General features: G+C 57.6%; 20 protein-coding genes. 3 read left to right on the forward strand and 17 right to left on the reverse strand.

The features are described 5' to 3' along the window. Window positions 1-2 precede the first annotated feature (2 nt). The 7 genes from KIK84_RS09955 to KIK84_RS09985 all read right to left on the reverse strand — a co-directional run bounded on the left by KIK84_RS09955 (window position 3) and on the right by KIK84_RS09985 (window position 10,034). On the reverse strand, window positions 3-479 hold the full coding sequence (locus KIK84_RS09955) for a VOC family protein (protein ID WP_214122944.1): 477 nt from the start codon (window positions 477-479) through the stop codon (window positions 3-5). Continuing rightward, window positions 476-2,308, reverse strand: a complete 1,833-nt coding sequence (locus KIK84_RS09960) for a TPR end-of-group domain-containing protein (protein ID WP_214122945.1) — start codon at window positions 2,306-2,308, stop codon at window positions 476-478. The genes KIK84_RS09955 and KIK84_RS09960 overlap by 4 nt, the downstream gene beginning before the upstream one ends. Before the next feature lie 40 nt (window positions 2,309-2,348). Then, the gene (accC, locus tag KIK84_RS09965; RefSeq protein WP_214122946.1) at window positions 2,349-4,400 is read right to left on the reverse strand and encodes an acetyl-CoA carboxylase biotin carboxylase subunit; all 2,052 of its coding nucleotides are present in this window, start codon (window positions 4,398-4,400) and stop codon (window positions 2,349-2,351) included. 21 nt (window positions 4,401-4,421) lie between these two features. Further along, window positions 4,422-5,954 (reverse strand): acyl-CoA carboxylase subunit beta, encoded by a 1,533-nt coding sequence (locus KIK84_RS09970; RefSeq protein ID WP_214122947.1) that lies wholly within the window; start codon window positions 5,952-5,954, stop codon window positions 4,422-4,424. A 59-nt stretch (window positions 5,955-6,013) separates the two neighbouring features. Further along, window positions 6,014-7,087: a methylmalonyl Co-A mutase-associated GTPase MeaB gene (meaB, locus tag KIK84_RS09975; RefSeq protein WP_214122948.1), complete on the reverse strand. Its 1,074-nt coding sequence runs from the start codon at window positions 7,085-7,087 to the stop codon at window positions 6,014-6,016. After that, window positions 7,084-9,273 carry a methylmalonyl-CoA mutase gene (gene scpA / locus KIK84_RS09980; protein ID WP_250207908.1) on the reverse strand — a complete coding sequence of 730 codons (2,190 nt, stop codon included), beginning with the start codon at window positions 9,271-9,273 and terminating at the stop codon, window positions 7,084-7,086. Before scpA ends, meaB begins: the two co-directional genes overlap by 4 nt. A gap of 101 nt (window positions 9,274-9,374) precedes the next feature. Beyond that, complete coding sequence (locus KIK84_RS09985; protein ID WP_214122949.1) at window positions 9,375-10,034, reverse strand: TetR/AcrR family transcriptional regulator; 660 nt, start codon at window positions 10,032-10,034, stop codon at window positions 9,375-9,377. A gap of 209 nt (window positions 10,035-10,243) precedes the next feature. On the opposite strand from KIK84_RS09985, the gene KIK84_RS09990 reads away from it, so the two are divergent. Continuing rightward, window positions 10,244-10,906 (forward strand): GntR family transcriptional regulator, encoded by a 663-nt coding sequence (locus tag KIK84_RS09990; protein WP_214122950.1) that lies wholly within the window; start codon window positions 10,244-10,246, stop codon window positions 10,904-10,906. A gap of 115 nt (window positions 10,907-11,021) precedes the next feature. Continuing rightward, window positions 11,022-11,945 carry a tetratricopeptide repeat protein gene (locus KIK84_RS09995; RefSeq protein ID WP_214122951.1) on the forward strand — a complete coding sequence of 308 codons (924 nt, stop codon included), beginning with the start codon at window positions 11,022-11,024 and terminating at the stop codon, window positions 11,943-11,945. A gap of 17 nt (window positions 11,946-11,962) precedes the next feature. On the opposite strand, the gene dusA is transcribed toward KIK84_RS09995, so the two are convergent. The 3 genes from dusA to hemN form a co-directional block, all read right to left on the reverse strand. After that, a complete protein-coding gene (gene dusA / locus KIK84_RS10000; protein ID WP_214122952.1) occupies window positions 11,963-12,952 on the reverse strand; it encodes a tRNA dihydrouridine(20/20a) synthase DusA in 990 nt (329 codons plus the stop codon). A 90-nt stretch (window positions 12,953-13,042) separates the two neighbouring features. Then, window positions 13,043-13,753: a sulfite exporter TauE/SafE family protein gene (locus tag KIK84_RS10005; protein WP_214122953.1), complete on the reverse strand. Its 711-nt coding sequence runs from the start codon at window positions 13,751-13,753 to the stop codon at window positions 13,043-13,045. A 9-nt stretch (window positions 13,754-13,762) separates the two neighbouring features. Then, window positions 13,763-15,163: an oxygen-independent coproporphyrinogen III oxidase gene (gene hemN, locus KIK84_RS10010; protein WP_214122954.1), complete on the reverse strand. Its 1,401-nt coding sequence runs from the start codon at window positions 15,161-15,163 to the stop codon at window positions 13,763-13,765. Window positions 15,164-15,330: 167 nt separating this feature from the next. Here hemN and fnr point away from each other — a divergent pair, with 167 nt between their 5' ends. After that, complete coding sequence (gene fnr, locus KIK84_RS10015) at window positions 15,331-16,071, forward strand: fumarate/nitrate reduction transcriptional regulator Fnr (protein WP_214123280.1); 741 nt, start codon at window positions 15,331-15,333, stop codon at window positions 16,069-16,071. A 78-nt stretch (window positions 16,072-16,149) separates the two neighbouring features. Here fnr and KIK84_RS10020 read toward each other — a convergent pair whose 3' ends face one another. The 7 genes from KIK84_RS10020 to KIK84_RS10050 form a co-directional block, all read right to left on the reverse strand. After that, the gene (locus tag KIK84_RS10020) at window positions 16,150-16,452 is read right to left on the reverse strand and encodes a FixH family protein (RefSeq protein ID WP_214122955.1); all 303 of its coding nucleotides are present in this window, start codon (window positions 16,450-16,452) and stop codon (window positions 16,150-16,152) included. Between the two features lie 14 nt (window positions 16,453-16,466). Next, window positions 16,467-17,369, reverse strand: a complete 903-nt coding sequence (ccoP, locus tag KIK84_RS10025; protein WP_214122956.1) for a cytochrome-c oxidase, cbb3-type subunit III — start codon at window positions 17,367-17,369, stop codon at window positions 16,467-16,469. Window positions 17,370-17,386: 17 nt separating this feature from the next. Continuing rightward, entirely contained in the window at window positions 17,387-17,524 is a 138-nt protein-coding gene (locus tag KIK84_RS10030) for a cbb3-type cytochrome oxidase subunit 3 (protein WP_214122957.1), read from the reverse strand. A 23-nt stretch (window positions 17,525-17,547) separates the two neighbouring features. Beyond that, window positions 17,548-18,174: a cytochrome-c oxidase, cbb3-type subunit II gene (gene ccoO, locus KIK84_RS10035; protein ID WP_214122958.1), complete on the reverse strand. Its 627-nt coding sequence runs from the start codon at window positions 18,172-18,174 to the stop codon at window positions 17,548-17,550. 10 nt (window positions 18,175-18,184) lie between these two features. Then, window positions 18,185-19,621 (reverse strand): cytochrome-c oxidase, cbb3-type subunit I, encoded by a 1,437-nt coding sequence (gene ccoN, locus KIK84_RS10040; RefSeq protein ID WP_214122959.1) that lies wholly within the window; start codon window positions 19,619-19,621, stop codon window positions 18,185-18,187. A 111-nt stretch (window positions 19,622-19,732) separates the two neighbouring features. Beyond that, window positions 19,733-19,870, reverse strand: a complete 138-nt coding sequence (gene ccoS, locus KIK84_RS10045; protein WP_214122960.1) for a cbb3-type cytochrome oxidase assembly protein CcoS — start codon at window positions 19,868-19,870, stop codon at window positions 19,733-19,735. Window positions 19,871-19,887: 17 nt separating this feature from the next. Further along, entirely contained in the window at window positions 19,888-22,224 is a 2,337-nt protein-coding gene (locus tag KIK84_RS10050) for a heavy metal translocating P-type ATPase (RefSeq protein ID WP_214122961.1), read from the reverse strand. Between the last annotated feature and the right edge of the window lie 31 nt (window positions 22,225-22,255).

A 22,255-nucleotide genomic window follows, 5' to 3' on the forward strand; every position in this document is an offset into this window, starting at 1 on the left:
AACTAGGTCAACACAGCCATTACCTCCGGCGGAGCTTGCACTAGCTCAATGAGTACGCCTTCTCCCGCCACCGGGAACTCGGCATTGCTCTTGGGGTGGATAAAACAAATGTCATGCCCCGACGCGCCACGGCGTATGCCACCGGGTGCAAAGCGCACCCCCTGCGCCGTGAGCCACTGCACGGCCAGCGGCAGGTCGTCCACCCACAGGCCTATGTGGTTGAGCGGCGTAGCGTGCACGGCGGGCTTTTTGTCCGGGTCCATGGGCTGCATCAGGTCCACCTCCACCTCGTGCGCGCCATGGCCCAGCGCCAATATGTCCTCGTCCACGTTCTCGCTGGCACTCTTGAACGTGCCCTTGGGCGTGAGCCCCAGCTTGTCCACCCACAGCGTGCGCAACTGCTGCTTGTCCAGCCCGCCAATGGCGACTTGCTGGATGCCCAGGACTTTGAAGGGGCGGTCAGGGTTAGGGGTAGTCATTCGGTGTCCTTGTGCTGTTGAACCCAAGCTTGGTATTCGGGGGTGGAGCGGATGAGGGCGAAATCATCATCTGTGCGCCAGTGGCTGGGCAACTCATTAGCAACTCGGCATATTTCTAGTTGCTCTACTGCTTTGATTACATTGCCTTGCAAGCTGTACACGCAGGCTAAGTTGTAAGAGCACTTCATGCGGCCTCCTTCATCCATAGATGCATGCTTACTTAGAAGCGCTTCAGCTTGACCTAGCAGTTGCTTGCGGTCTACTTCCGCATCAGCAGACAAAGCATGAAACTCATGAATAAGTGCACTGCCCCAATTGCTAGCGGCTTCGTGATTGTCTTTTTTGATGTCCAACGCCAGCGCGTATTTCTCACCCGCTGTTTTCCACAAAGCACGCGCTGCGTCCAAGTCTTTCTCGTTGATGGCTTGGGCTTCGTCATCCAACGCACTGCCCCAATTGCTAGCGGCTTCGTGATTGTCTTTTTTGATGTCCAACGCCAGCGCGTATTTCTCACCCGCCGCCTTCCACAAAGCACGCGCTGCGTCTAAGTCTTTCTCGCGGATGGCTTGGGCTTCGTAAGCCAACGCAAGACCCCAGTTGTAGGCTGCTTCGTGCATGTCTGGCTTGATGGCTAGCGCCAGCTCGTATTTCTCACCCGCCGCCTTCCACAAAGCACGTGCTGTGTCCAAGTCTTTCTCGCGGATGGCTTGGGCTTCGTTAGCCAACGCAAGACCCCAGTTGTTGGCTGCTTCGTGCTTGTCTTTCTTGATGTTTAACGCCAGCTCGTATTTCTCACCCGCCGCCTTCCACAAAGCACGTGCTGTGTCCAAGTCTTTCTCGCGGATGGCTTGGGCTTCGTTCTTCAGCGCATTGCCCCAGTTGTAGGCCGCAGCATGCCCATTTTTGCCGAGAAGCAACCTCTGACTGTAGTGTTTCCCAAGTGCATCAAACCAATGTTGCCGCCCAGGTAAAGCATCCCGTTTGTACAACTCTTGCGCCCAATAACCACTGTTGAATTGGGCCCCGCTATCTTCTGGATTAATGATTGTCAGCGCAGACCACAACCCATAAATCTCCCGTGCCTTTTCGTCACTGGGGTTGTCCATTTGTGCGGCTGCGATGGCGCGTGCACGGAGTTTGTCTACTTCCGTTGCTTCGGCCTGCCCTGCTAACTGTTGTGCGGCCTCAGCAGCAACTGCGTTGTCAGCTACTAGCGCCTGATCTTGGGCACTGTCCGCTGGCAACGCATCCGCGGTTTTTATGGGGACTGACTCGAAGCTCTGAACCATTTCTCTTAAGCGATTGAGGTCCTCAGCAGTCTTTTTCGAATCTTCAGCATGCTGAGTTGCGTCAGCTGCTGCTTTGGCACCATCTGCCGCATGTGCTTTCAAACTATCAAGCAATCCATTCGCTTCTGAATTCATGCGAGCGAACTCAGCTTGTGCCTCACCAAGTCTGCGCCGCTCGGATCGTTGCCAATACAAGGGAAGCAATACACCACCCACCGCGATCACCAAGCCGAGTATGGTTAAACCAATGCCTATGGCACTTAGCCACCAATCAATACTCTTGCGCTGCGTTTCCAGCAAAGCAGACTCTTGTGCCTTGAGCCTGTCCAGCAAAGCAGACTCTTGTGCCTTGAGCCTGTCCAGCAGCTCTTTGTTGTCTGCCTTCAGCTCGTCGGCTGCTTTTTTCTGCGCATCCAGCTGCTCTTGTATCTGCTGCACCGTCGGGGCTTGAAGCTCTTTGGCTGCAGGCGCTGCTGTACTGGCTGCCCACAGGCATGCCCAGCACAGCGCGATGAGGCTTATTCGTCGGACTAACTTCATTCTTCTCTCTCTCCCTGCCCTCTAGCCTTAGGCCACAGGCCTAGCTTTCAAACTCCACAATCGGCTGATCCACCGCCAGCGACTCGCCTTTGCTGGCCATCACCTTGGCCACCACGCCGTCAGCAGCGGCGAAGAGGACGTTTTCCATCTTCATGGCTTCGATGACGGCCACACGCTCGCCCGCTTGGACTTTTTGGCCAGGCTGCACGGCTACATCCACCAGCAGGCCGGGCATGGGCGAGAGGACGAACTTGCTCATGTCCGGCGGGGCCTTAAACGGCATGAGGCGGTGCAGCTCCGCTTGGCGGGGCGAGAGCACCAGCGCGTCCAGACGCGCGCCGTCGTGCTGGATGCGCAGGCCCAGTGGGTTGCCGGGTACGCCGCGCTCCATCTGTGCGGTAAAGGGCTTGCCGTTCACCGTGCCCACCAGGGCTATGTCGTTCAGACGCGATTTGCTACGAATGACATAGCACGCTGTGCCCACCAGCAGCCGCGCAGAGCCCGATTCGTCTTCAAACTCTTGCACGTCCACAGGGGTGTAGCTGTGCAGGCCGTGGGCGTCCAGCCCCACCACCACGCAGTCGTTGTGCTCGGGCGCGCCGTAGCCGGGCAACTGGCCGGTGATGGCGGCTGCGCGCTGGCGGCTCTTGCGCCGCACAAAGGCGGCCAGCGCCACGAGGAAATGCGGGTCTGCCGCTTGCACCGACTGGCTGTGAAAACCACCCGCGTAGTGCTCGGCAATAAAACCTGTGTTGAACTGCCCGCTCACAAAGTGGGGGTGCGACAGCAGCGCGGCTTGGAATGGGATGTTGCTGCTGATACCGCGAATGACAAAGCCGTTGAGCGCGGCGCGCATTTTGGCGATGGCGTCGTTGCGGTCTTTGCCGTGCACGATGAGCTTGGCGATCATCGAGTCGTAGTACATGGGGATCTCGCCGCCCTCGGCCACGCCCGTGTCCACGCGCACGCCGTAGAGCGCATCGGTATTGGCCTGCCACATGGTTTGCGCAGGCGGCGTAAAGCGCACCAGCCGCCCGGTGCTGGGCAGGAAGTTGCGGAACGGGTCTTCGGCGTTGATGCGGCACTCCATGGCCCAGCCCTCGCGCTTCACATCCTCTTGCGCCAGCGGCAGCTTCTCGCCAGCGGCCACGCGGATCATCAGCTCCACCAAGTCCAGCCCGGTGATGCACTCGGTCACCGGGTGCTCCACCTGCAGGCGGGTGTTCATCTCCAGGAAGTAAAAGTCTTGGTCTTTGCCGACCACAAACTCCACCGTGCCCGCGCTTTGGTACTGCACCGCTTTGGCCAGCGCCACAGCTTGCTCACCCATGGCGCGGCGGGTTTCGTCGCTGATGAAGGGGCTAGGAGCTTCCTCGATCACCTTCTGGTGGCGACGCTGGATGGAGCACTCGCGCTCGTTGAGGTAAATCACGTTGCCATGGCTGTCGCCCAGCACTTGGATTTCGATGTGGCGCGGCTCCTGCACGTACTTTTCCATGAACACACGGTCGTCGCCAAAGCTGTTGCGCGCCTCGTTGCGGCAGCTGGTAAAGCCCTCGAAGCACTCTTTGTCGCTGTAGGCCACGCGCAAGCCTTTGCCACCGCCGCCCGCGCTGGCTTTGATCATGACTGGGTAGCCAATGCGCTGCGCAATGCCCACCGCCTCGTCAGCCGACAAGATAGGCTCGTTGTGGCCGGGAATGGTGCTCACCTTGGCCTCATTGGCCAGCTTCTTGGACGCGATCTTGTCGCCCATGGCGGCAATGCTGTGGTGCTTGGGCCCGATGAAGGTGATGCCCGCCTCCTCCACCCGCTTGGCAAAGTCCTCGTTCTCGCTCAAAAAACCGTAGCCGGGGTGCACCGCCTGCGCGCCGGTCTGCTTGCACGCGGCAATGATGGCGTCCGCCAACAAATAGCTCTCGCGGCTGGGCGGCGGCCCGAGGCGCACCGCCTCGTCCGCCAGCTGCACATGGCGCGCATCCTTGTCCGCGTCTGAGTACACCGCAACGGTGGCAATGCCCATTTTCTTGGCCGTAGCAATCACGCGGCAGGCAATTTCACCGCGGTTGGCAATCAGGATTTTGGTGAACATGGTGTGTGTCTCCTCGGGTGCTTAGAGTGGAATATTCCCGTGCTTGCGCCACGGGTTGTCCAGCTTTTTGTCTTTGAGCATGATCAGGCTGCGGCAGATGCGTTTGCGGGTTTCGCTGGGCAGGATCACGTCGTCGATGTAGCCGCGCTCGGCCGCCACGAAGGGGTTGGCAAAGCGGGCTTTGTATTCGGCCTCGCGCTCAGCCAGTTTGGTGGGGTCTTTTTTGTCCTCGCGGAAGATGATTTCCACCGCGCCCTTGGCCCCCATGACCGCGATCTCGGCGTTGGGCCAGGCCAGGTTCACGTCGCCGCGCAGGTGTTTACTGGCCATCACGTCGTACGCGCCGCCGTAGGCTTTGCGGGTGATGACGGTGATCTTGGGCACGGTGGCCTCAGCGTAGGCGTAGAGCAGCTTGGCACCGTGTTTGATGATGCCGCCGTACTCTTGGGCTGTGCCGGGCATGAAGCCGGGCACGTCCACAAAGGTGACCACGGGGATGTTGAACGCATCGCAAAAGCGCACAAAGCGCGCGGCCTTGATGCTGCTCTTGATGTCCAAGCACCCGGCCAAGACGAGGGGCTGGTTGGCGACGATGCCCACGGTCTGCCCGTCCATGCGGGCAAAGCCGATGACGATGTTTTGCGCGTACTCGGGCTGGATTTCGAAAAAGTCCCCATCGTCCACGGTCTTGAGGATGAGCTCTTTCATGTCGTAGGGCTTGTTGGGGTTGTCGGGTACGAGCGTGTCTAGGCTGGGTTCGCGGCGGTCTATGGGGTCGCCACTCTTGCGCACCGGGGCTTTTTCGCGGTTGGACAGTGGCAGATAGTTGAACAAGCGGCGCATCATCAAGAGGGCTTGCACGTCGTTGTCGAACGCGAGGTCGGCCACGCCGCTCTTGGTGGTGTGGGTGATGGCGCCGCCCAGCTCTTCGGCGGTCACTTCCTCGTGGGTGACGGTTTTCACCACCTCGGGGCCGGTCACAAACATGTAGCTGCTGTCTTTGACCATGAAGATAAAGTCCGTCATGGCCGGGCTGTACACCGCGCCGCCCGCGCTGGGCCCCATGATCATGCTGATTTGCGGCACCACGCCGCTGGCCAGCACGTTCTTTTGGAACACATCGGCGTAGCCACCCAAAGACGCCACGCCCTCTTGGATGCGGGCACCGCCCGAGTCGTTCAGACCAATCACCGGCGCACCCACCTTCATGGCCTGGTCCATGACCTTGCAAATCTTCTCGGCGTGCGCCTCCGACAGGGCACCGCCAAAGACGGTGAAGTCTTGGCTGAAGACGAAAACCAAGCGGCCGTTGATCATGCCGTAGCCCGTCACCACGCCGTCGCCGGGGATTTTGTTATCGGCCATGCCAAAGTCGGTGCAGCGGTGCTCGACGAACATGTCCCACTCTTCAAACGTGCCTTCGTCCAGCAGCACTTCGAGCCGCTCGCGCGCGGTGAGCTTGCCCTTGGCGTGCTGGGCGTCGATGCGCTTTTGCCCACCGCCCAAGCGCGCTTGTTCGCGCTTGGCTTGGAGTTGTTGCAGGTTGTCTTGCATGGTGTGCCTCTCTCGGGTCTGTGTGTGAAATATTCGTTTGCTACAGTTTTTATAGCTACTTAAGCTTTATCCATAAGCTGTGCGAGCACTTTTCGTGCTGCCACGCTGGGAGCCAGTTGGCCAGCCTGCACCTGCTGCTGCACCGCTGGCAGCAGCGCACGCACGCTGGGGTGGGATGTAAACCAGTGCTTCAGGCCTGCGTCTATGCGCTCCCACATCCACGTGTGGGCTTGGGCTTGGCGGCGCTGCGCCCAGGCCGTACTGGCTGCGCTACTGTCAGGGTTGTGGTGTGCGGCTGTTTGCTGTTGGTGCTGCACAAAGTCCTGCACGGCCTGCCACAGCAGCTCCAGCCCTTGGGCATGCAGTGCGCTCACGGGCAGCACGCGGGGCTGCCAGGGCTGCGCTACATGGCCATAGGCTTGCGCTTCCTGCGCATGGTCGGCAGACCCGTGGTGCTGCAGCCCCAGCAGCCGCAGCGACGAGGTGATTTGCGCCTGCGCCCGCGTGGTGGCAGTGGTATCGATGTCGGCTTTGTTGATGACGACCAAGTGGGCCAGTTCCATCACGCCTTTTTTGATGGCTTGCAGCTCGTCGCCCGCGTTGGGCAACTGCAGCAGGATGAACATGTCCGTCATGCCCGCTACGGCCACTTCGCTCTGGCCGACGCCCACGGTCTCGACGATGACGGTGTCGTATCCAGCGGCCTCGCACACCAGCATGGCTTCGCGCGTTTTCTCGGCCACGCCGCCCAAATTGCCACCGCTCGGGCTGGGGCGGATAAAGGCCCGCTCGTGCACCGAGAGCCGCTCCATGCGTGTCTTGTCGCCCAATATGGAGCCGCCCGACACGCTGGACGATGGATCGACCGCCAGCACCGCCACGCGGTGCCCGCGCTCGATGAGGAATAGCCCCAGCGATTCGATCAGCGTGCTCTTGCCCACCCCCGGCACCCCGCTGATGCCCAGCCGCAAGCTGCGCCCGGTGTGCGGCAGCAAGTCGTTGAGCAACGCATCGGCCTGCTCGCGGTGGTCGGCACGCGTGCTCTCCAGCAGCGTGATGGCCTTGGCCATGGCGCGGCGTTGGGCCGGGCCAGCGCCTTGCAGCAATGCGGGAAGCAAGGGGTGTGCCGTCACAGGGGAGCCAGCGCCTTCTTAATCTGCTCCAACACATCCTTGGCGCTCGCCGGAATCGGCGTACCGGGGCCGTAGATGCCCTTCACACCCGCTTCATACAGAAAGTCGTAGTCCTGCCGGGGAATGACGCCGCCCACAAAGACGATGATGTCGTCCGCGCCCTGCTTTTTCAGCTCGGCAATGATGGCGGGCACCAGTGTTTTGTGGCCTGCGGCCAGGGTGGAGATGCCTACGGCGTGCACGTCGTTCTCGATGGCTTGGCGGGCGCATTCCTCGGGCGTTTGGAATAGCGGCCCCATGTCCACGTCGAACCCTAAGTCGGCATAAGCGGTGGCCACCACCTTGGCACCCCGGTCGTGGCCGTCTTGGCCGAGCTTGGCGATCATCACGCGTGGGCGGCGGCCTTGCTCGGTGGCGAACTGGGCTATCTCGGCCTTGAGCTTGTCCCAGCCCTCGGCACTGTCGTAAGCGGCTGCATACACTCCGGTCACCTTTTGCGTATCGGCGCGGTGGCGCCCGTAAACCTTTTCCAGCGCATCGCTCACTTCGCCCACGGTGGCGCGCAAACGAATGGCTTGGATGCTCAAATCCAGCAGATTGCCCGTACCGGATTCTGCTGCAGAAATGATAGCAGCCAGAGCTTGCTGGACGTGCTCTGCAGACCGATTGGCCCTGATAGACTGCAAGCGCGCTATTTGCTGCTCGCGCACCTTGTGGTTGTCCACTTCCAAGATGTCGATGGGGTCTTCTTTGGCCAGCTTGTATTTGTTGACGCCCACGATGACGTCTTTGCCACTGTCAATGCGGGCTTGCTTCTCGGCCGCACTGGCTTCTATCTTCAGTTTGGCCCAGCCGCTGTCCACCGCTTTGGTCATGCCACCCATGGCCTCCACCTCTTCGATGATGGCCCAGGCCTTGTCGGCCATGTCTTGGGTGAGTTTTTCCATCATGTAGCTGCCCGCCCACGGGTCGACCACGTTGGTGATGTGCGTTTCCTCTTGGATGATGAGCTGTGTGTTGCGGGCGATGCGGGCGCTGAATTCGGTGGGCAGGGCAATCGCTTCGTCAAAGCTGTTGGTGTGCAGGCTTTGTGTGCCCCCAAACACGGCGGCCATCGCCTCGATGGTGGTGCGCACCACGTTGTTGTACGGGTCCTGCTCGGTCAAGCTCCAGCCGCTGGTCTGGCAGTGCGTGCGCAGCATCAGGCTCTTGGGGTTTTGGGCGTTGAAGCCTTTCATGATGCGGCACCACAGCAGGCGTGCGGCGCGCATCTTGGCAATCTCCAGATAGAAGTTCATGCCGATGGCCCAGAAGAAGCTGAGCCGCCCGGCGAAATCGTCCACGTCCAAGCCCTTGGCGAGAGCCGTCTTCACATACTCCTTGCCATCGGCCAAGGTGAAAGCCAATTCCAGCGCCTGGTTGGCTCCGGCCTCCTGCATGTGGTAGCCCGAGATCGAGATCGAGTTGAACTTGGGCATGTTCTGGCTCGTGTACTCGATGATGTCGCCGATGATGCGCATACTCGGCTCGGGCGGGTAGATGTAGGTGTTGCGCACCATGAACTCTTTGAGGATGTCGTTCTGGATGGTGCCGCTCAACTGGGCTTGCGAAACGCCCTGCTCTTCAGCCGCCACCACGTAGCCGGCCAGCACGGGAAGCACTGCACCGTTCATGGTCATGGACACACTCACCTTGTCCAGCGGAATGCCGTCGAAGAGGATCTTCATGTCCTCGACCGAATCGATGGCCACCCCCGCTTTGCCGACATCGCCAAACACGCGGGGATGATCACTGTCATAGCCGCGGTGCGTGGCCAGATCAAAGGCGACGGACACGCCCTGACCGCCAGCAGCCAAGGCCTTGCGATAGAAGGCATTGGACTCTTCGGCCGTGGAAAAGCCCGCGTACTGACGGATGGTCCAGGGTCGCACGGCGTACATCGTGGCTTGTGGGCCGCGCAGAAAGGGGGCAAAACCCGGCAGCGTGTTGGTGTAGGGCAAGTCGACCGTGTCTTGGGCGGTGTACAGCGGCTTGACAGTGATGCCCTCGGGCGTTTGCCAATTGAGCGCGTCTACATTGCCACCCGGGGCCGACTTGGCTGCCGCTTTGGCCCACTGCTCTAGGGATGGTTCTTCAAACTCCACAGAAGCCTGTGCGGGTTGGGCGGGGGGGATAGTGGGCGGCATGCCGAGTCTCCAAATTGATGCTCTTGGAATTCATAATTATAAATTAAGCATCATTTTGCACGCAATAACGCCATGCTCTATGCCTTGGCTCAAGCTATGGGTTAATTTGAGAGCGCGTTGAGACTTTGCAGGCCGACCGCGTTGGCGCGGATCTCTGGCTCGGCTAACGCAAACACCATGCGCGCGACCGCAGCTGCCGCCTGCTCGGTGGACAACTGTGGTTCGTCAAACAGCATTTCCATCATGGAATAGCCAATTTGCATTGCCGTACGCGCCAAAAACTGCGCAGTCTGCAGCGTGGTTTGCGGATACGCCTGGACAAAAAGAGCGGCTATCACTGCAGCAATTTGCTGATGCGATTGCATCACAACACTTTGCAACTCGGGCATGCTACGCATTGCCCGCATGATGGGCACCCCAGCAGAAAAACGCAGGGTCACCTGCATGGTCTTATGAAACAACCCTTCAAAGCTTTTGAGCAAGTCCTGAGGGTTTTGGCTAAGGTTAGACACACTGGACCACTCCACCAGTACGTCACGCTGGGCTTGGGTAAGACGCTCCCCCAGTGCCTCAAGCAGTGCATATTTGTTGGCGAAATAGCGGTACAAAGCGGGAGGGGTCAAACCAGCTTGTTCACACACCAAATTGGTAGTCAAACGCTCTGGCCCCACCTGCACCAGCACCTCCGCTGTCGCAGACAGTATGCGCTCATACGTTTGGCGAGCACGCGCCTGCTGTGGCACGGCTTTTGGTGATGCCATGACTACAACTCCAGCAACTTCCGGTGTTTCATTTTCCAGCGACATAGTTTTGAGTGTGAAATGCCCAGTGACCGGAACATTGTCCAAGAAAAAAACATTTTTGGACATCAGAATCTACCGCAAGCCCACCGCAAGAGTCTTTTGTGATTTTGTATTATTGATTTTCAATTCTTTTATACTCCTAGCTGCCATCACCAAGCTCCGCCACCATGTGCCCCTCCTCTTTAGCATTGGCTCCACGCGCCCTTTATGAAGAAGTGGCCGAGTTGCTGCGCCAGCGCATATTCCAGCGTGAGTTAGAGCCAGGCGCTTGGATTGACGAATTGAAAATTGCCCAAGAATTGGGAATAAGCCGTACCCCACTGCGTGAAGCCATCAAGGTCTTGGCGACCGAGGGCTTGGTAACCATCAAGGTACGTCGGGGGGCTTATGTCACAGAGGTGTCGCACCAAGATCTGAGCGATGTGTACCACTTGTTGGGTCTGCTAGAAAGCGATGCAGCAGCCACAGTGGCGCAACGAGCAACCGATGCACAACTGAGTGAACTGGCACAAATCCACGCCCAACTAGAGGTGGCAGCGGCCCAGGGCAATACCCAAATGGATGCCTTCTTTGCGATAAACGAACAATTCCATATGCGACTTTTGGAGATTGCTAACAACCGCTGGTCCAACCAAGTGGTAGCCGATCTGCGCAAAGTCATGAAGCTCAATCGCCACCACTCACTTTTTAAATCAGGTCGCATTCAAGAGTCATTGCAAGAACATCGCGGCATCATGCAAGCTTTGCAAAAGCGCACTCCAGATGAGGCACGCCAGCAAATGCAGAACCATTTCCACAATGGGTTACGCGCTGCCGACGAGTCGGTATAAGTAACAGAGCATAGATTTGCTGGTTTTTTTACAGCAAATGGGCTAAATTGCGGCCCTAGCACATTTTTGCTGGCTGTAATCGATGAAATTAAGCCCTTTTCTTGCCGCTCTTAGCATGCTGCTTGCAGCAGGCAGTGCATTGGCTGGCTTTCAAGATGGTGTTGCAGCCTACCGCCAAGGTAACTACACCAAAGCCATGCAAGAGTTCAAGGCTGCCGCCAAATTCAATGATGATGGGGCCGCCCAAAACTATTTGGGCCAAATGTACGAACGAGGACAAGGCGTCCCCAAAGACTACAGTCAAGCGCTCAATTGGTACATCAAAGGGGCATACAACGGCAATGTACTGGCCCAAATCAACACCAGCTATTTCTACCTGAACGGCTTGGGCATCGAGCGAAACGACTACAACGCCGTATATTGGCTCCAAAAAGCTGCTGATAGCGGTGATGCATATGCCCAATACAACTTGGGCTTGCTGTACGACACAGGCCAAGGTGTTATGACCAACCCAGAAAAAGCCTTCCAGTGGTTTCGCAAAGCCGCATGGCAGGGCCAAAGCCAAGCGCAATACAGCCTGTGCAATATGTATTACAACGGGCAAGGCGTGGTACGCGACACCCGTGAAGCTGCAACATGGTGCAAACAGTCTGCAGAACAAGGCTACGCCCCTGCGCAGGCCTTACTGGGCATGCTTTATGAACGCGGACAAGGCGTCCCTATAGATTACAAAGAAGCTGTGCGCCTGTACCGCTTGGCGGCAGATCAAGGCGAGTCATTGGCGCAACGCAATTTGGGTACTATGTATGCATCGAGCCGGGGCGTTCCTTCAGCCCAAATCGTTGCCTATGCTTTACTTAATTTAGCGGCAGCAAGCGATACCCCTCAAGAAATGACAGCCAGTGCCCATCGCAACCAAATTGGTTCTGGCATGTCCAAAGATGAGATTGAATTGGCACTTAATTTGTCGCACGAAATGGCCAAAGAAGGTCGCCTACTGCAAGCGCTGGATCGCTTCATCCAGCAAGGTACTTTGTAATACCCCACTTTGTCTGCTCAGGCAGACTCCAATCGCTGGGCGATACGTGACACTCGTCCTGCAGGCTCTTGCTTGAGCTTGTGATCCGACCACACTTGGCGCCACGCCCTCGCGCCGGGCAAACCATGGCGCAGACCCAGCATATGCCTAGCGATACCGTACCAACCGGCGCCGTAGCGCTCCTTCATGCGCTCCATGTAAAGCACCATTTCCGCTTCCACCGCCTCCCGGCTCAAAGTGGTTGAGGTCGAGTCACCGTAGAACAAAGCATCCCACTGGGTCAACCACCAAGGGTTGTGGTAGGCCTCGCGTCCCACCATGACGCCATCCACATGCTGCAAAGCCTGCTGCACTTGATCGTTGTTGGTAAAGCCGCCATTGATGACGAAGGTCAAGTGCGGGAAATCTTGCTTGAGCTGGTACACCACGTCGTAACGCAGCGGCGGTATTTCGCGGTTTTCCTTGGGGCTTAAGCCATCAAGCCACGCATTACGTGCATGAACGATGAAGACATTGCACCCTGCTGCTGCTATCTGCCCAACAAAATCCCGCACAAAACCATAGCTCACCTCCCTGTCCACACCAATACGATGCTTAAGGGTGACAGGGATTGACACCGCATCACGCATGGCTTTGATGCAATCGGCTACCAATGACGGTTCAAGCATGAGGCAAGCACCAAATGCACCACGCTGCACACGGGGACTGGGACAACCGCAGTTGAGGTTGATTTCGTCATACCCCCACTGCTGCCCCAAGCGCGCTGCAGCAGCCAAATCAGTCGGATCGCTGCCCCCCAGCTGCAAGGCCACAGGGTGTTCCTGCTCGCTAAAGTCCAAATGGCGTGCGACATCGCCATGCAGTAGAGCACCAGTAGTCACCATTTCGGTGTACAGCAGGGTGTGGCGACTGAGCAGGCGGTGGAAATAGCGGCATGACCGATCGGTCCAGTCCAACATGGGCGCTACCGACATGCGCCACCGCTGGCTAGTGGGGATAGAAGACATAAAAAGGAGAAAAACTGCAGCGCAAGACGCGCATTATCGTCGGGGCTGGATTTTGGCACTGCGCTTTGAGCACCGCGCGCAGCGTGCTGATTAGGCGCTAGGAACCAAGCACCATGGGGCTTGAGCGTGTACCAATCCCATCCACAATGCCCAAGCCGACAAACAGGCCAAGCCTGCACCCGCCAAACGAATTCCCCAAACGCCGGAGCGATTGCCTGCAGCAGCGAAGCCTCCCCAACGGCGTACGCTTTGCCAAAACCACGGCCAAAGCCCCATGGCCAGCGATGTGCCCACAGCAAATGCCCCCATAGCGCCAGCCCCAGCCCACACAGAATTGGCCAGAGCGGCCACTAACAAGGCCGAATAAAGCAAACCGCAAGGCATAAAGGCCCACAACGCCCCCAAAAGGAGGGGCGCCCCCTGCCCCGCCCGCCCCAAATGGCGACGCAAGCGTTGCCACACTGAATGGGCTATAGCATCGAGCCAGCGTGGCTGACGCCCCTGCACCAGCAACACCAGTCCTAAAACAATGGCGGCCACATGAAGCATGGACCAGACAGGACGCAAAGCCGCCATGTGTACGGTAAGCCATCCCAAACCTTGCATGGAAGCAGCCGCAAAGCCGCCCATCGCGCTGTAACCCACTACACGCCCCAACTGGAACAAAAAATTGCCCATGGCGGGTTTGGATGCTGCATGCAGGGTACTAGCCCCTAAGCAGGCTGCCCCGCACATGGCCACACAGTGGGGGCCACCGAGCAGGCCCATACCGAGTGCGGTCAATACCAAGGTCGCTTGCATGCCTTGGTTTTAAATGATTTTGGAAAAACGTGCTCGGGTTCGGTCAGTCTGTAGGTATTTGTCAAACACCATGGCTACAGCACGCACGAAATACCACCCTTGGGCGGTGACTTGGATACCTGTGTCATCAATCTCCACCATGCCCTGGCCTTGCAAGGCACGCAGGGCTTCTAACTCTGGGGCAAAGTAGGTTGGAAAATCCACCAAAAATGCCAAGTTGATGGACTCGTACGTGACACTGCCTTGGCACATGATGGCCATGATGACGGCGCGGCGCACCAAATCGTCCCAATTGGCCGCCAAGCCCCGCACCACGGGGAAAGTACCTTGGTCTAAGCGATCGTAGTAATCTTCCAGCGTCTTGGCGTTTTGGCTGTACACAGCCCCCACCCGGCCAATGGCCGATACGCCCAGCGCCACCAAATCGCAATCGGGTTGGGTGCTGTAGCCTTGGAAATTGCGGTGCAAACGGCCCTGGCGTTTGGCTACTGCCAAGGCATCTTCAGGCAAAGCGAAATGGTCCATACCCACGTAGACATAACCAGCGTCTTGGAAGGCTTTGAGGGAACGAGCCAGCATGCTCAGCTTGGCCGAAGCACCGGGCAAGTCAGCCTGCAATATGCGGCGCTGGGGCTTAAAGCGTTCTGGCAAGTGCGCGTAGGCGTACAAAGCAATGCGGTCTGGGCGCAGCGCATTCACTTGAGCCAAGGTGCGATCAAACGACTCCGGTGTCTGCATGGGCAAACCGTAAATCAAGTCCACGTTGATGGACTCAAACCCGCATGCACGGGCCTCGTGCACCAAGTCAAACACCTGCTGCGCAGGCTGCACACGGTGCACGGCTTTTTGCACAGCCGGATCGAAATCTTGCACGCCAAAACTCAGGCGGTTAAATCCCAGTTCCGCCAAGGTAGCCAAGCGACTGCCATCAATCGTGCGAGGATCGACCTCAATCGAGTACTCCCCCCCGGGAGTAAAGTTGAAGCTGCGCCGCAGCATGTGCATCAAATCACGCAGTTGCTCATCATTCAAGAACGTGGGTGAGCCGCCGCCCAAGTGCAGTTGGCTGACTGTTTGCCCACGTCCTATGATGTCGGTATGCAACTCGACCTCGCGGGCCAAATAGCGCAAATAGGTGTCGGCCTTGTCGTGGTGTTTGGTAATGATTTTGTTGCATGCGCAGTAATAGCACAGCGACTCACAAAACGGCACATGCACGTACAAGGACAAGGGCAAACTCATAGCCGCCGCACCAGCGCGGCGCTGCAACAAGGCTTGGGAGTAATCCTTGGACGTGAATGCCTCAACGAATCGATCCGCCGTCGGATACGAGGTGTAGCGAGGCCCTGAGACGTCGTAACGACTCAGTATGTCCTCTGTTATCAATACTTTGGCATCCGATGCAATCATGAATACTCCACTCTGTCAGACTAATGTGGCATAAATGGGGTACGCACTCATTGATCTGCATCAAGTCGCAACCAGTGCGCAGCCCGCACAATTGACTTATATCAGGGGGACTTATGACAGAAACAGTTGCTAGTACGCTGCACAACTGCAGCTCAGGTCACACCACTATGGACTACACCACTGCTCTCAAACCTCACACCATGCGCGTTGCCTGCTCCAACTGCAACCTGCGCGAACTGTGCATGCCCATGGGGCTAAACCCTGACGAGCTGGACAAAATCGACGATTTGGTGGCCAGCCGCCGCAAGGTCAAACGCGGAACCCCGCTGTTTCGCAATGGCGAACGCTTTACCAACCTCTACGCTATCCGCACGGGCTTTTTTAAGACTTGCGTTGCATCAGAAGATGGGCGCGATCAGGTCACGGGTTTTCAAATGGCTGGTGAGATCGTGGGTTTGGATGGCATCGTGCACGACCACCACACCTGCGATGCTATTGCACTGGAAGACGCCGAAGTGTGCGTGATGCCGTTTGACCGCATCGAAGACCTGTCGCGTGAAGTCAATGCACTACAACGCCACGTACACAAGATCATGAGCCGTGAAATCGTGCGCGAAAACGGCGTCATGTTGCTGCTGGGCAGCATGCGGGCCGAAGAACGCTTGGCGGCTTTTTTGCTCAACTTAGTACAACGCTTGCATGCGCGTGGTTTTTCCCAGTCTGAGCTGATTTTGCGCATGACCCGCGAAGAAATTGGCAGCTACTTGGGACTCAAGCTCGAAACCGTGAGCCGCACGTTCTCCAAATTTGTGGACGATGGCATTGTGGAAGTCAAACAGCGCCACGTGCGCATCCTCAATACCGATGCCCTCAAAGAGATCGTCAACCCACAAGTCTGCAGCAGCTAAACCCTACTGCTCTGCTGCTGGGGTAGAAAAAAAGGAGGCTTTGGCCTCCTTTTTCAATGGTCGGTGCACAAGCGCTGCTCACTGGTCAGCAGGTTTCAAAGCGTCGCTAGTGTGCTGCTGGCTTTCAGCCACGGTGGCCGCATGGTTGCGGGCATTCATGGCAGGCATGAGGCTGGCTTGCTCAGGGCTAGCGGGCTTAGAGAGCTTCAAACCTTGCTGGTAGTAGCTCTCGTCCACGATAGGATCCATGCCTTTGGCTGCTACAAAAAATGTAGCAACCGCAGCAATAACCACAATGGCTGGGCCCGATATCACCAACCAAACGTGGCCAAAAGTCCACCAAGGGCGATTGTCTTGGTTAGAAAGGTTGGTGCTACTCATACCGATACTCCTGCTTACTTGTTATTGGATAAGCCCCAGACATAGGAAGCCAGCACCTTGATTTGCTCAGGTGTGAACTTGCCCCCCTGTGCGGGCATCTGGTTGGTCTTGCCATTGTTGATGCGGTCAATGATGGCATTTTCTCCATAGCCATGCAGCCAGATGTTGTCGGTCAAGTTGGGAGCGCCCAAGGCCTGGTTGCCCTTGCCATCGGCACCGTGACAGGCCGCACAGGCGGCAAACTTGGCTTTACCCAAATTGGCACGCACCGAATCATGGGGGCTGCCAGACAAGCTCAGCACGTAGTTGGCCACATTTTTCACATCGTCCGCACTACCCACCGCAGCCGCCATAGGAGGCATCATGCCAATACGGCCATTGGTAATGGACTCTGTGATGTTTTCGGGTGCACCGCCATAGAGCCAATCGCCATCGGTCAAGTTGGGGAATCCTTTGGAACCGCGCGCATCAGAGCCATGGCACTGGGCACAGTTGTTCATGAACAAACGCTCACCAATCGCGTGGGCTTGCTTGTCCTTGGCCACATCTTCCACCGGTAGAGCCGCGAACTTGGCGTACAGCGGTGCTGTTTCTTGCTTGCCTTTTTCCACTTCAGCTTGGTACTGGCCAGCAGAAGACCACCCCAACTTGCCACCAAAAGTACCCAAACCGGGGTACAGGATGAAATAAGCCACAGCAAAGATGAGGGTGATCAGGAACAACCCCACCCACCAACGGGGCAAGGGGTTGTTCATTTCACGCAAGTCCTCGTCCCAGACGTGGCCAGTGGTGTTGTCCGCAGATGTGTGGGCTTTGGCCTTGCCGCTGAACCAGAGCAGCAAAAAGCATGCTGCCACCGAGAACACGGTAATCCCCATCACATAGAAAGACCAGAAGCTGTTAATAAAGTCACTCATATCGAATCCTTGTCAGGTCAGTCTTGCTCAAAGGGCAAGTGGGCTGCTTGCTCAAAGTCTTTGGCACGTTGCTTAGACAAAGCCCACCAGACGATGCCCACAAATACCACCAGGCTTACCAAAGTGGTGAGAGAGCGCAGGGTGTTGATATCCATTTCAATCCTCCTTGCCAATCGTGTTACTTCAGGGCCAAACCAAGAGACTGTAGGTAGGCGATTACGGCTTCTTGCTCGGTCTTGCCTTTGGTCTCTTCGACGGCTTTGCTGATTTCTTCATCGGTGTAAGGCACACCCACTTTGCGCAGTGCAGCCATGTGGGCAGGCACATCTTCTGCTGCCACTTGGTTCTTGGCCAACCATGGGTAGGCAGGCATGTTGGACTCAGGCACCACATCGCGGGGATTGTTCAGGTGGATGGCATGCCATTGGTCGCTGTACTTGCCGCCCACGCGAGCCAAGTCTGGGCCCGTGCGCTTGCTACCCCATTGGAAGGGGTGGTCATACACCGACTCACCCGCCACCGAGTAGTGGCCGTAACGCAGGGTCTCAGCACGGAAAGGACGGATCATCTGCGAGTGGCAGTTGTAGCAACCTTCACGGATGTACACATCGCGCCCGGCCAGCTGCAATGCGGTGTAAGGCTTCACACCCTCAATCGGTTGGGTAGTGGACTTTTGGAAAAACAGTGGAACGATTTCCACCATGCCCCCAAAGAGCAGCACTACCAAGATGAGCACGATCATCAAGAAGTTGCTGGTTTCTACCTTCTCGTGGCTGATGCCAGTGTTTTTAGTGTTTTGAGACATAGCGACTCCTTTAGGCGTGGGCTTGAACTGCAGGAATGGTCACAGTAGAAGCGCGACCCGATGTGGCAGTCATGATGGTGTTCCACAGCATCATGATCATGCCGCCCAGATACAGCAGACCGCCGACCAAACGCAGCACATAGAAGGGATAGGTGGCCTTCACACTCTCTACAAAGGTATAAGTCAAGGTTCCATCGGAATTCACAGCACGCCACATCAGGCCTTGCATCACACCAGCAATCCACATCGCGGCGATATAGATCACGATGCCAATGGTGGCTGTCCAAAAGTGCACCTCAACGGCCTTCATGCTGTACATCTGCTTCTGACCAAACAAACGGGGAATCAGGTGGTACATAGAACCCATGGTCACCAGCCCCACCCAGCCCAAGGCACCCGAGTGCACGTGGCCCACGGTCCAGTCTGTGTAGTGGCTCAAGGCGTTCACGGTCTTGATGGACATCATGGGGCCTTCGAAGGTGGACATGCCATAGAAGGACAAGGACACGATCAGGAAGCGCAAGATGGGGTCATCGCGCAGTTTGTGCCATGCGCCAGACAAGGTCATGATGCCGTTGATCATGCCGCCCCAGCTGGGTGCCAACAGAATGAGGGAGAACACCATGCCCACGGACTGCGCCCAGTCAGGCAAAGCGGTGTAGTGCAAATGGTGTGGACCAGCCCACATGTAGGTGAAAATCAGCGCCCAAAAGTGCACGATGGACAGGCGATAGCTGTACACCGGACGACCTGCTTGCTTGGGGATGAAGTAGTACATCATGCCCAAGAAGGCGGCCGTAAGGAAAAAGCCCACGGCATTGTGGCCGTACCACCATTGCACCATGGCGTCTTGCACACCGGCATAAGCGGAGTACGACTTCATCCAACCAGCAGGTACTTCTGCACTGTTGACCAAGTGCAGAATGGCCACAGCGATGATGAATGCACCAAAGAACCAGTTGGCTACATAGATGTGTTTGACCTTGCGTGTACCCACGGTTCCGAAAAACACGACTGCATAAGCCACCCAGACCAAAGTGATGAGGATGTCAATTGGCCATTCCAACTCGGCGTACTCTTTGCCTGTGGTGTAACCCAAAGGCAAACTCAGCGCCGCCAAAACGATAACGATCTGCCACCCCCAGAATGTGAAGGCAGCCAGCTTGTCACTGAACAAACGCACCTGACAGGTACGTTGCACCACGTAGTACACGGTAGCAAAGAGCGCCGAGCCACCGAACGCGAAAATCACCGCATTCGTATGCAGCGGACGCAAGCGTCCGTATGTGAGCCATGGGATGCCAAAGTTCAACTCGGGCCAAGCCAGTTGGGCTGCGATGATCACGCCAACCAGCATGCCCACTACACCCCAAACCACCGTCATGATGGCGAACTGGCGCACAACGGTATCGTTGTACTCCGTCGCCCTTTGATTGGAAAAAGCCATATTTACCTCTTCTTTAGATTTGCCAGTGGAAGTGTCTTATTCCCTAGCACCAGTGCGGTTGATAAAAATCAAGCCAGCCAGAGAAACCAAAGCCTTGCTAAGGGCTTTGCATCAAGAGTCGCGAAGAATGCGCTCCCCCTCAGCGTCCAAGTCCTCAAACTGGCCTTTGTCTATGGCCCACCACAGACCCAGCAGAACAAAAAAAACCAATACCACCGACAGTGGTATGAGCAAATACAAAATTTCCATATCCCACTTCTCCTGATTCACGCTGGCAAGGCACCCAAGCCACGCCCCAAGCGGGCTGCGTTGGCCACCACCACAATCGAGCTCAAGGCCATCCCTAAGCCAGCCAACCATGCAGGCAAGTAGCCCAAGGCAGCCAACGGGATGCACGACGCGTTGTAGGCCAAGGCCCAGTACAGGTTTTGCCGTACCACGCGCTGGGTCTTGCGTGCTAGCAAATAGACCTGTTGCACCGCCTGCAAGTGGCCACTGAGCACGATGAAATCCGACCGCGCTTGCGCCAGTGGCACAGCCCGTCCAATGGCAAAGGCCACGTGCGCGCCCGCCAGCACAGGGCCATCGTTCAAACCATCGCCCACCATGGCCACAGTGCGCCTCTGCTGCTGCAAGGCTTGCAAATACGCCAACTTGTCTTGGGGTGCCATGCCTGCGTGCCAATCGTTGATACCCAAGCGTTCTGCCACGCTGCGCACTGCCGTGACTTGGTCACCCGATAGCAAGTGCACTGCCATGCCCGCCTGCTGCAAGGCTTGCACCACGGCAGCGGCTTGCGGATGCAACTGCTCATCCAGCGCTATGGAGGCGATCCATCCCCTTGCATCGGCTACATGGACTTGGCCTGCAGGCACTGGGTCATGGAGTCCACAAAAAGCGGCAGAACCCAAGCGCACCGGAGCATGCAAGACATGGGCATCCACTTGGAGATGCTCTTGGACATGCGCCTCCCCTTCCCAGACCACGCCTTGCCCTGGCACTTCGCGCAATGCGCCTGCACTGGGCAGAACAACGTGTGCAAGCCGATCTGGATTGGCTCCCGCCATGGCTGCGGCAGCTACCACCATGGCTTTGGAATACGGGTGCAGCGAATGCTGGGCCAAAGCCGCTGCCAATTGCAGGGCTTGGCCTTGCGTCCAGTCGCTGCGCTGCTGCATGCTGGCCACACGCTGGCCCGCTTGCGTGAGCGTACCGGTTTTGTCAAACACCACCGTGTCCACGCGGTTCATGCTATCGAGTGCTTGCAAGTCACGCACCAGCACATCGTGCTTGGCCAAGCTGCCTGCTGCAGCCACCAAAGCAGCGGGCGTAGCCAAAGACAACGCACATGGACAAGTCACCACCAGCACCGAGACCGCCACCATGATGGCGTGCTCTGGGTTGCTGGGCCACCACCATGCACACACAACCACCGCCGCCAGCAGCACTGCCAGCAGAAACGGTTTAGCCAGCTTGTCCACCACCTGCACGCTGCGTGGTTTGGTGCTAGCCGCTTGCTCCATCAACCCAACGATTTGTCCAAACCGGGTGTGCTGCCCCACCCCTGTGGCGCGCACCCATACCCTGCCTTGCAGGTTGTAGCTACCGGCCACCACGGCATCGCCCACTTGGCGCTGCAGGGGCGTGGACTCTCCGGTGAGCAAAGCCTCATCGACCTGCGTCTGCCCTTGGCTGATAACGCCATCGGCCGCAAACGCTTCACCGGGCAATACTTGGAAACAGTCGCCCACATGCAAACGGCGCACGGCCACGGTTTCTGTTGTTCCATCGGCCTTTTGGCGCACAACGCCTTGGGGCAGTCGGTTAAACAGCGCATTCAAAATGCCGGCCGTGCGGTTTTGTATGCGCTGCTCCAGCCAACGCCCTGCCAACAAGAAAAACACAAACATGGTGAGCGAGTCGAAATACACCTCGCGCCCCCATAGACCACTGGGGTTGAAAGTTCCCATCGTGCTGACCACAAAGGTCACCAGCATGCCTATGGCCACAGGCAAATCCATGCTGATTTGACGCCGCCACAGATCGCGCCAAGCAGAGCGCAGAAATGGCACGCACGAGAACAACATAACAGGCAGTGACAGCACCCACGATGCCCAACGCAGCAACTGCTCCATCTCTAGGGACAAATCGCCAGGCCGTGCGGTGTAGGCTGGCCATGCGTACATCATGACTTGCATCATGCACAAGCCTGCAACGCCCAAGCGCCACAAGGTCGTACGCGCTTGCTGCTTGCGCTGCTCAGCATCCCACGCATCGCCTGCGGGTATGGCGGAATAACCCGCTTGGACAATCGCGGCAAACCACTGCGATGGCTTGGTTGCCTGCGCCGACCACACCACCTTGGCACGGTGTGTAGCCGCACTCACCTGCACCGACTGCACGCCGGGAACACGGGCTACGGCCTCTTCAATGGTGAGCGAGCAGGCTGCGCAATGCATGCCCTGCAGCATGATGTGCGACTCCCACACACCGGCTTGTGCAGCTTGCTCACGGCCAAAGCTATCCCACTCTTGGGGTTCGTCCAACAGACTCCAAGCAGGCGGATTTTCTGGAATAGGGGCTGCAGCAGTGGCCAGATTCATGGGAGCCAGTGTGCACGAGCCCCCCTGTTTT

This window comes from Curvibacter sp. CHRR-16 (assembly GCF_018474005.1).
Lineage (GTDB): Bacteria > Pseudomonadota > Gammaproteobacteria > Burkholderiales > Burkholderiaceae_C > Allorhodoferax.

Excerpts from the sequence above, each read along its gene's own strand:
- ccoP (WP_214122956.1), bottom strand. The coding sequence starts at position 17,369 with ATGAGTGACTTTATTAACAGCTTCTGGTCTTTCTATGTGATGGGGATT.
- KIK84_RS09985 (WP_214122949.1), bottom strand. The coding sequence starts at position 10,034 with ATGGCATCACCAAAAGCCGTGCCACAGCAGGCGCGTGCTCGCCAAACG.
- KIK84_RS09995 (WP_214122951.1), top strand. The coding sequence starts at position 11,022 with ATGCTGCTTGCAGCAGGCAGTGCATTGGCTGGCTTTCAAGATGGTGTT.
- hemN (WP_214122954.1), bottom strand. The coding sequence starts at position 15,163 with ATGATTGCATCGGATGCCAAAGTATTGATAACAGAGGACATACTGAGT.
- KIK84_RS10030 (WP_214122957.1), bottom strand. The coding sequence starts at position 17,524 with ATGGATATCAACACCCTGCGCTCTCTCACCACTTTGGTAAGCCTGGTG.
- KIK84_RS10050 (WP_214122961.1), bottom strand. The coding sequence starts at position 22,224 with ATGAATCTGGCCACTGCTGCAGCCCCTATTCCAGAAAATCCGCCTGCT.
- dusA (WP_214122952.1), bottom strand. The coding sequence starts at position 12,952 with ATGTCTTCTATCCCCACTAGCCAGCGGTGGCGCATGTCGGTAGCGCCC.
- KIK84_RS09960 (WP_214122945.1), bottom strand. The coding sequence starts at position 2,308 with ATGAAGTTAGTCCGACGAATAAGCCTCATCGCGCTGTGCTGGGCATGC.
- ccoS (WP_214122960.1), bottom strand. The coding sequence starts at position 19,870 with ATGGAAATTTTGTATTTGCTCATACCACTGTCGGTGGTATTGGTTTTT.
- KIK84_RS10005 (WP_214122953.1), bottom strand. The coding sequence starts at position 13,753 with ATGCAAGCGACCTTGGTATTGACCGCACTCGGTATGGGCCTGCTCGGT.
- ccoO (WP_214122958.1), bottom strand. The coding sequence starts at position 18,174 with ATGTCTCAAAACACTAAAAACACTGGCATCAGCCACGAGAAGGTAGAA.
- KIK84_RS09955 (WP_214122944.1), bottom strand. The coding sequence starts at position 479 with ATGACTACCCCTAACCCTGACCGCCCCTTCAAAGTCCTGGGCATCCAG.
- accC (WP_214122946.1), bottom strand. The coding sequence starts at position 4,400 with ATGTTCACCAAAATCCTGATTGCCAACCGCGGTGAAATTGCCTGCCGC.
- KIK84_RS09990 (WP_214122950.1), top strand. The coding sequence starts at position 10,244 with ATGTGCCCCTCCTCTTTAGCATTGGCTCCACGCGCCCTTTATGAAGAA.
- scpA (WP_250207908.1), bottom strand. The coding sequence starts at position 9,273 with ATGCCGCCCACTATCCCCCCCGCCCAACCCGCACAGGCTTCTGTGGAG.
- fnr (WP_214123280.1), top strand. The coding sequence starts at position 15,331 with ATGGACTACACCACTGCTCTCAAACCTCACACCATGCGCGTTGCCTGC.
- ccoN (WP_214122959.1), bottom strand. The coding sequence starts at position 19,621 with ATGGCTTTTTCCAATCAAAGGGCGACGGAGTACAACGATACCGTTGTG.
- KIK84_RS10020 (WP_214122955.1), bottom strand. The coding sequence starts at position 16,452 with ATGAGTAGCACCAACCTTTCTAACCAAGACAATCGCCCTTGGTGGACT.
- KIK84_RS09970 (WP_214122947.1), bottom strand. The coding sequence starts at position 5,954 with ATGCAAGACAACCTGCAACAACTCCAAGCCAAGCGCGAACAAGCGCGC.